Source organism: Brevibacterium sp. p3-SID960, assembly GCF_025144725.1.
Lineage (GTDB): Bacteria > Actinomycetota > Actinomycetes > Actinomycetales > Brevibacteriaceae > Brevibacterium.
This window is the reverse complement of sequence record NZ_JALXKS010000009.1, coordinates 76,120-83,458: the sequence shown is the minus strand read 5'-3', so window position 1 is coordinate 83,458 and position 7,339 is coordinate 76,120. Positions and strand designations below refer to the sequence as shown.

At 65.6% G+C, this 7,339-nt stretch carries 5 protein-coding genes; 1 reads left to right on the top strand and 4 read right to left on the bottom strand.

All coding sequences use genetic code 11. The features are described 5' to 3' along the window. Window positions 1–30 precede the first annotated feature (30 nt). Together M3B11_RS04705 and uvrB are read right to left on the bottom strand one after the other, a co-directional pair. Entirely contained in the window at window positions 31–1,296 is a 1,266-nt protein-coding gene (locus tag M3B11_RS04705) for a TerC family protein (RefSeq protein ID WP_396121529.1), read from the bottom strand. A gap of 146 nt (window positions 1,297–1,442) precedes the next feature. Beyond that, complete coding sequence (gene uvrB / locus M3B11_RS04700) at window positions 1,443–3,641, bottom strand: excinuclease ABC subunit UvrB (RefSeq protein ID WP_259875599.1); 2,199 nt, start codon at window positions 3,639–3,641, stop codon at window positions 1,443–1,445. Between the two features lie 138 nt (window positions 3,642–3,779). On the opposite strand from uvrB, the gene M3B11_RS04695 reads away from it, so the two are divergent. Beyond that, window positions 3,780–4,211: an OsmC family peroxiredoxin gene (locus tag M3B11_RS04695; protein WP_165882886.1), complete on the top strand. Its 432-nt coding sequence runs from the start codon at window positions 3,780–3,782 to the stop codon at window positions 4,209–4,211. 6 nt (window positions 4,212–4,217) lie between these two features. Here the strand turns inward: M3B11_RS04695 and coaE are convergent, their stop codons facing one another. Both coaE and M3B11_RS04685 read right to left on the bottom strand, forming a co-directional pair. Further along, window positions 4,218–5,393 carry a dephospho-CoA kinase gene (gene coaE, locus M3B11_RS04690; protein WP_259875598.1) on the bottom strand — a complete coding sequence of 392 codons (1,176 nt, stop codon included), beginning with the start codon at window positions 5,391–5,393 and terminating at the stop codon, window positions 4,218–4,220. A 64-nt stretch (window positions 5,394–5,457) separates the two neighbouring features. After that, complete coding sequence (locus M3B11_RS04685) at window positions 5,458–7,269, bottom strand: hypothetical protein (RefSeq protein WP_259875597.1); 1,812 nt, start codon at window positions 7,267–7,269, stop codon at window positions 5,458–5,460. Window positions 7,270–7,339: the final 70 nt, after the last annotated feature.

Here is a 7,339-nt window from a genome sequence, read left to right as displayed (position 1 = left end):
TCTGCGGTCAGAACGGTGTCACCTTTGTGTTCAGGTGTCCTCGCCTGTCGCCTCGGTGCCTGCGGCGTGCGATCCGCCCGAGGCGGTGGTCTGCTCACCGTCGGAGGCCGGTGAGAGCGAGATCGGTTCGCCGTTGCCGGTGAGGCTCTCGCCGATGCCCGCCTCGGTCGTGGCCGGGGTGTGCGGCATCGTCGGGTCGGCGGAGACTGCTTCGGGCAGCACGGACTCGCCGGAGGTGCCGTTGTCCTCGCGGGCCGAACGGACCTCCTCGTAGACGCGGGCGGCATCGACGTGCTCGATGGTGCCGTCCTTGTGGCGCACGGTGTGCTCGACCGGGCCGAGCGGGATGCGCGACGGGTAGCGGCGCATGTGGATGAGCGAGGCGATGGTCGCCGTCAGCATCGCGGCACAGATGACGCCGAGCGACACCCAGGTGTTGACGTCCGGGACCATCGGCAGGAACGTCTCGTGTGCGGCGTGCATGATGAGCTTGACGCCGATGAACGCGAGGATCGCGGCGATGCCGTACTTGAGGTAGATGAGCCGGTCCATGAGACCACCGAGCAGGAAGTACAGCTGGCGCAGACCCATGAGCGCGAAGAGGTTCGCGGTGAAGACGATAAAGGGGCTGCGGGTGATGCCGAAGATCGCCGGAATCGAGTCGAGGGCGAACATCACGTCAGTGGTGCCGATGGCGAGGAACACGAGCAGCATCGGGGTGTAGAACTTCTTCCCATCGATGCGGGTCGTCAGCTTGTTGCCGTTGTAATCGTCGGTGATGTTGATGCGCTTGCGCAGCATCTTGATGAACTTGTTGTCCTCGTTGTCCTCGTCGTCGCCGCCGAAGGCCTGGTTCCATGCGGTCCACAGAAGGAAGGCGCCGAAGATGAAGAACACGCCGATGAACATCTCGATGATGATCGCGCCGGCGAGGATGAAGGCGCCGCGGAAGATCAGCGCGAGGATGATGCCGACCATCAGGACTTCCTGCTGGTACTTCGCCGGCACCTTGAACCGGGTCATGATGATGACGAAGACGAACAGATTGTCGATGCTGAGGCTGTACTCGGTCAGCCAGCCAGCGAGGAACTGGGCGCCGTGTTCTGAGTCGCCCATGAGGAACATGAGGCCGGCGAAGATGAGAGCCAAGGTGACGTAGAAGCCGACCCACAGGCTGGCCTCCTTCATGGAGGGCACGTGGGGGCGTTTGACGACGAGGAGGAGATCCACCAGCAGGATGAGGCAGAGCACTGACAGAGATGTGATCTCAAACCACAAGGGCAGCGCAGAGTTCATAGCAGCCTTTCTTCAGAGTGTCGAAAGTCTCTCCCGCAGGCTGCGTGCGTGTACCTGCTCTCGTGCCCGGATCGCATGGGCGAACGTGATGACGAACACGAGATGACTGGGATACTCCCCTTCCAAGCACTCAAGTGTACATCCCTTTACGCGTGACCTTCCTTCTGCATCGTGCGCAGCTCCTGTTTGAGGTCGCCGAGTTCGTCACGCAGACGGGCCGCGAGCTCGAACTGCAGCTCGGCTGCTGCGGTGTGCATCTGCTCGGTCATGGTGGCGATGAGCTCAGTGAGATCGGCTGCCGGCGGGCGCAGGCTGCCTCCGCCGGAAGCTGCGTCACCGCTGCTGGCGGCAATCGCGCGCTGCTCGTCGGTCAGAGTGGCGTTGTAACCGCGCCGGCCCTTGCCGTAGTCGAACTGGGTGAGCAGCTCACGGGTGTCCTCGTCCTCGCGCTGCAGCCGCTCGGTGATGTCGGCGATCTTCTTGACCAGCGGGGTCGGGTCGATGCCGTGCTCCTCGTTGTAGGCGATCTGGATGTCGCGGCGGCGGTTCGTCTCGTCGATTGCGTACCGCATCGACGGGGTGATCGTGTCGGCGTACATGTGCACTTCGCCGTTGACGTTGCGGGCGGCACGGCCGATCGTCTGGATGAGGGAGGTGCCCGAGCGCAGGAAGCCCTCCTTGTCGGCGTCGAGGATCGCCACCAGCGACACCTCAGGGAGGTCGAGTCCCTCGCGCAGCAGGTTGATGCCGACGAGCACATCGAACTCACCGCTGCGCAGCTCGCTCAGCAGCTCGACGCGGCGCAGGGTGTCGACGTCGGAGTGCAGGTACTGCACGCGCACCTCGTGCTCGAGGAGGTAATCAGTGAGGTCCTCGGCCATCTTCTTCGTCAGCGTAGTCACGAGAGTGCGCTCGTTGCGGTCGACGCGGTCGCGGATCTCACCGAGGAGGTCGTCGATCTGGCCCTTCGTCGGCTTGACCTCGACCTTCGGGTCGACGAGTCCGGTCGGGCGGATGATCTGCTCGACGACCCCGTTGGCGCGCTTCAGCTCGAAGGGCCCAGGGGTTGCCGAGAGGTAGACGGTCTGGCCGATCCGGTCGAGGAACTCATCGAACTTCAGCGGCCGGTTGTCCAGGGCGCTCGGCAGCCGGAATCCGTGCTCAACAAGGGTGCGCTTGCGCGACATATCGCCTTCGTACATGCCGCCGATCTGCGGGACGGTGACGTGGCTTTCGTCGATGACGAGGAGGTAGTCCTCGGGGAAGTAGTCAAGCAGGCAGTTCGGTGCCGAACCGGGGGCGCGCCCATCGATATGCCGGGAGTAGTTCTCGATGCCGGAGGTGAAGCCCATCGACTGCATCATCTCGAGGTCGTAGGTGGTGCGCATCTTCAGCCGCTGGGCTTCGAGCAGCTTGTTCTGGCTCTCCAGCTCCTGCAGGCGGTTCGCCAGCTCCTCTTCGATGTCGGCGATCGCGCGGCCCATCCGGTCCTCACCGGCGACGTAATGGCTGGCGGGGAAGATGTGGAGGACTTCCTCTTCGCGCACGATCTCACCGGTGAGCGGGTGGAGGGTGTAGAGCGACTCGATCTCGTCGCCGAAGAATTCGATGCGCAGCGCGAGCTCTTCGTACTGCGGGATGATCTCCACGGTGTCGCCGCGCACCCGGAAGGTGCCGCGGGTGAAGGCGAGGTCGTTGCGGGTGTACTGCATCTCGACGAACCGCTTGAGCAGCGCATCGCGGTCGTATTCCTCGCCGACGGCGACCGACACCATGCCCTCGACGTACTCCTCGGGCGTGCCGAGGCCGTAAATGCAGGACACCGTGGAGACCACGACGACGTCGCGGCGGGTCAGCAGCGCGTTCGTCGCCGAGTGCCGCAGCCGCTCGACCTCATCGTTGATCGAGGAGTCCTTCTCGATGAAGGTGTCCGTCTGCGGGACGTAGGCTTCGGGCTGGTAGTAGTCGTAGTAGGAGACGAAGTACTCGACTGCGTTGTGCGGCAGCAGCTGGCGGAACTCGTTGGCCAGCTGAGCGGCCAGCGTCTTGTTCGGCGCCATCACGAGGGTGGGCCGCTGCACCTTCTCGATGAGCCAGGCGGTCGTCGCCGACTTGCCGGTGCCGGTGGCGCCGAGCAGGACGACATCGCGTTCGCCGTCAGCGAGGCGCTCGGAGATCTCCCGGATCGCCGTCGGCTGGTCACCCGAGGGCGAGTATTCGCTCACGACCTCGAACGGTGCCACGGAACGGACCACCTCGGGCCGGTGTCCGATCTTGGGCACGGGCCGCTGCGGAGCCTCCTGGGGTGTGGTGTCTGCCGGGTTGAGGACCTCACTCGATGCCATGCAACCACTGTACGCCGGGGCACTGACGCGGCCAACAGACTGTAGGCTGGAACACGTCAGCGCAGATGAGCCCCGGCACCGGTGGATCAGCACCGCTGGCAGTTGCGACGGATCAGCGCGAACTGAAAGGACCTTTCCATGGCCGAGATCGTTTCGAAAGCACACACCACCTGGCGCGGAGACCTCGCCGGCGGCACCGGCACCGTCAGCCTCGACTCCTCCCAGGCTGCCACTCTGGACATGCGCTGGGCATCCCGCGCAGAACAGCACACCAACGGCGTGACCAATCCTGAAGAGCTCATCGGCGCCGCCCACTCGGCCTGCTTCTCCATGGCACTGGCCAATGCGCTGACGGACAACGGCACGCCGCCCGAGGAGCTCAACACCGGCGCCGATGTCACCTTCTCCCCTGAGAAGGGCATCACCGACATCCACCTCGTGGTCGTCGGCCGGATCCCCGGCCTGTCGCACTCGGATTTCGAGCGCATCGCACAGAAGGCGAAGAAGGACTGCCCGGTGTCGAAGGCGCTCAAGGGCGTCGACATCCACCTCAACGCCTCACTCGGCTGAGCCCGTTCAGCTCGATTCTGAGCGGCGGAACTCATCACGCAGCGGCGTGAAGAACGGTTCCTTCGCCTCGGTATAGCGGCTGGTCGAACGGTCATCGATGTGCTGTTCGGCCAGCCGCTTCTTCGTGCCCTCATAGTCAGCGCGCAGGGCGGCATCGGTGCGCAGCCGTTCGGCGAAGTGCGCAGCGAACCGTGCTGACAGGCTGCCGCGGGTGCGCACGTGCACGTTGACCGGCTGGCCGGGATCGGCGTTGCGATGGAAGCGCTTCGCGACGTGGCCGGCGTCGTCCCAGTCATCGAAAGCGTCGACGTGGTGCTGCGGGTACCCGGCTGCCGTCAATGCCTCAGCTGCAGCATCCCACTCTGCCTCGGTGGTCGTGAGAACCTGCAGGTCGATGATGTCCTTGGCCAGCAGACCCGGCACGCTCGTCGAGCCGATGTGCTCGACCTCAGCATCAGACAGGCCCGCTTCTGTCAGTGCGTAGGAGATGCGGCTGCTCAGCCGCTGCGCCGTCTGTACGTGCTGCTCCCCTGCTGGGACGAGCCGAACGCCGGAGCGCTCGGCTGTCCGGCCGGCGGCGAGGTTGTCGGCAAAGGGCTGGATTCGCTTCACGAACACCTTGGCGAATGCCGCCTGGGCCGATTCCGGTGTGCCTGAGTTGTCGATGACGACATCGCAGGCGGCCAGTCGCTCGGCATCGCTGGCCTGGGCGCTGATGCGCTTCTGCGCATCGACTGGATCCATTCCGCGGGAGTCGACCAGCCGTTTGAGCCGGATATCGGCAGGCGTTTCGACGAGGACCGCGAGATGATAGAGCCGGGTCATGCTGTTCTCGACGAGCAGCGGCACGTCGTGGACGATGATGGGGGCGTCAGCGTGGCGCTCGTAGTGTTCCCGGGTGCGTTCGGCGATCGCCGGGTGCATGATCGAGTTGAGCTTGGCTGTCGACTGCGGATCGGAGAAGGCGACGACGGCCAGCCCACCGCGATTGAGAGTGCCGTCGGGATGGAGGACCTGCTCGCCGAACTCCGACACGAGTGACTCCAGGGCCGGTTCACCGGGCTCGACGATCTCGCGGGCGATCTCATCAGCGTCGATGACCGGGATTCCCCGCTTGCGGAACTGCTCGGCGATGGTCGACTTGCCGGCGCCGATGCCGCCTGTGAGTCCGATTCTCAGCATGCTCTCCACTCTACTCTGCGCGCTCGTCCACGGCAGGATCGTCCGGTAGCAGTGCTGGCAGGGGTCAACGGCTGCGCACGTCGGTGAGGAACACGCCGTCGATGTTCTGCACTGGGCTGCCGGCCCCTTCGGCGACGAATGCCGCGATCTGGTCAGCAGCAGCCGGCAGGTAGGCAACGTCCTGTCCGATGACGATGAAGTCGATGCCCTCCTCACGCAGCGCGGTCACGGTGTCCGAGGCAGCCCGTGCCCGCACCTCGGGGTCGCCTGGGATCGGCTGGCGCAGCCGCTCGTCGAGCGCGTCGCGCTGGGCGCCGAAGACGATCGGGCTGGTGTCGGTCGAGCCGATGAAGTAGCCGCCGGTCTCCCGGTAATGCATTCCGGTCAGGGCCTGCCAGACAAGCGCGACGTCGGCGTCGGGCGCGGCCAGGGCGATGGGGCGAGGCATCGTCTTGACGACGCTGCCCGCCGGCAGGTGCTCGGCATATGCGGAGGCGTAGAACTCTGGAATCGGCACTTGGCGCGCCGACACCGGGCCGGTGCTGACGGCGATGACGATGACCGCTGCTGTCACCTGGGTGAGGGCGAGCAGACGGCTCTGCTTCTCCCGCGTGCGCAGCACCTGGTGCATTCCGACGGCCAGCAGCACCGCGGCCGCCAGGGTTGGATAGATCGCCAGGCGCATCGGCAGCACATTGCCGAGCACCGGCAGCGCTTCGATGAGGTGGTAGGGACCGACGGCCAGAACCTCACGGCCGGCGAAGAACCACGGTGAGCCGAGGGAGAGCATCCACATGACAAGCGCGGTGAGCGCGGTGATTCGCACGAGCGAGCCGAGGCGTCGGTGGTTCCAGAGGAGCACAGTCGTCAGGATGGCGAAAGCCAGCCAGAAGAAGCCGAGGTAGGCCCCGATCTCTGCTGGGTCGATCGCCTGGACGCGCGGCAGCGGGTCGGCATCAGGTCCGCCGAGCAGCGTGAACTGGCTGGGGAAGACGACTTCGAGCAGGTCGTTGTTCCACACGCCTTGCGGGCGGATCGTCTGCTGCGGGGCACCAGGAGAGGTGAGCATCGTGAGGATGAGCGGCAGCCCGATGAGCAGCGCTGTCACTGCAGCGGCCGCTCCCCCGGTGAGAAGGCCTGTGAGACCTGCCCGCCGCTGCGCGGCATCATAGCGCCGGGCGAGCACGATGGCGGCGATGAGGCAGAAGACGATGCCGGCGATCGAGAGGCCGGCGGCCAGTTCGGAGCTGACGTAGAGCTGCCAGCCGAGCAGAACCCCGAGGCAAAGGCCGATGACAAAGGCCCGGCGCAGGCTGTGGCAGCGGGCCAGCCGGATGAGGCCGTAGGCCACCAGCGGTGGGGTGAGCGCGACGGCGAGGTTGAGGTGGCCGGCGGATTGGGCCACGACGTAGGTGGAGAAGCCGTAGGAGAAACCGCCGAGGAACGCAGGACCGCGGGTGGTGAACTGGCGGATGAGCAGAGCAGCCGCCAGCGCCGAGGCAGGTGCGGCGAGCATGATGGCGATGTTGTAGGCAACGATCGGACCGAACAGCCACGTGATCGGCACCATCGGCACGGCGATGCCGATGACTGAGGTGTTCCACGCGCCGTTGACGCCAGTGGGGTAGTTCATCAGCTGCGTGAACAGCAGGTTCGTCTCCCCTGACCCCTGCCCGAACCAGCTCGCGACGACATCGGCGGCATGGGCGAACCACCAGATGAACAGCGAGGGGTCGTCGTTGTGCGCGAAGACTGACCCGCTGAGGTCGGTGAGCAGCTGCCAGTAGATGACGCAGGACCAGGCGAGCAGGAACAGTGCGTAGAGCCCCCAGTCCCTGACCGGGCGCGTGAACCGTGTGCGCTGCGGGGATCTCATGATGCGCTGCCAACGCCAACGAGGGCGTCCGAACCGTGGTTCGGACGCCCTCGTGTCAGGCTGTGTGCCG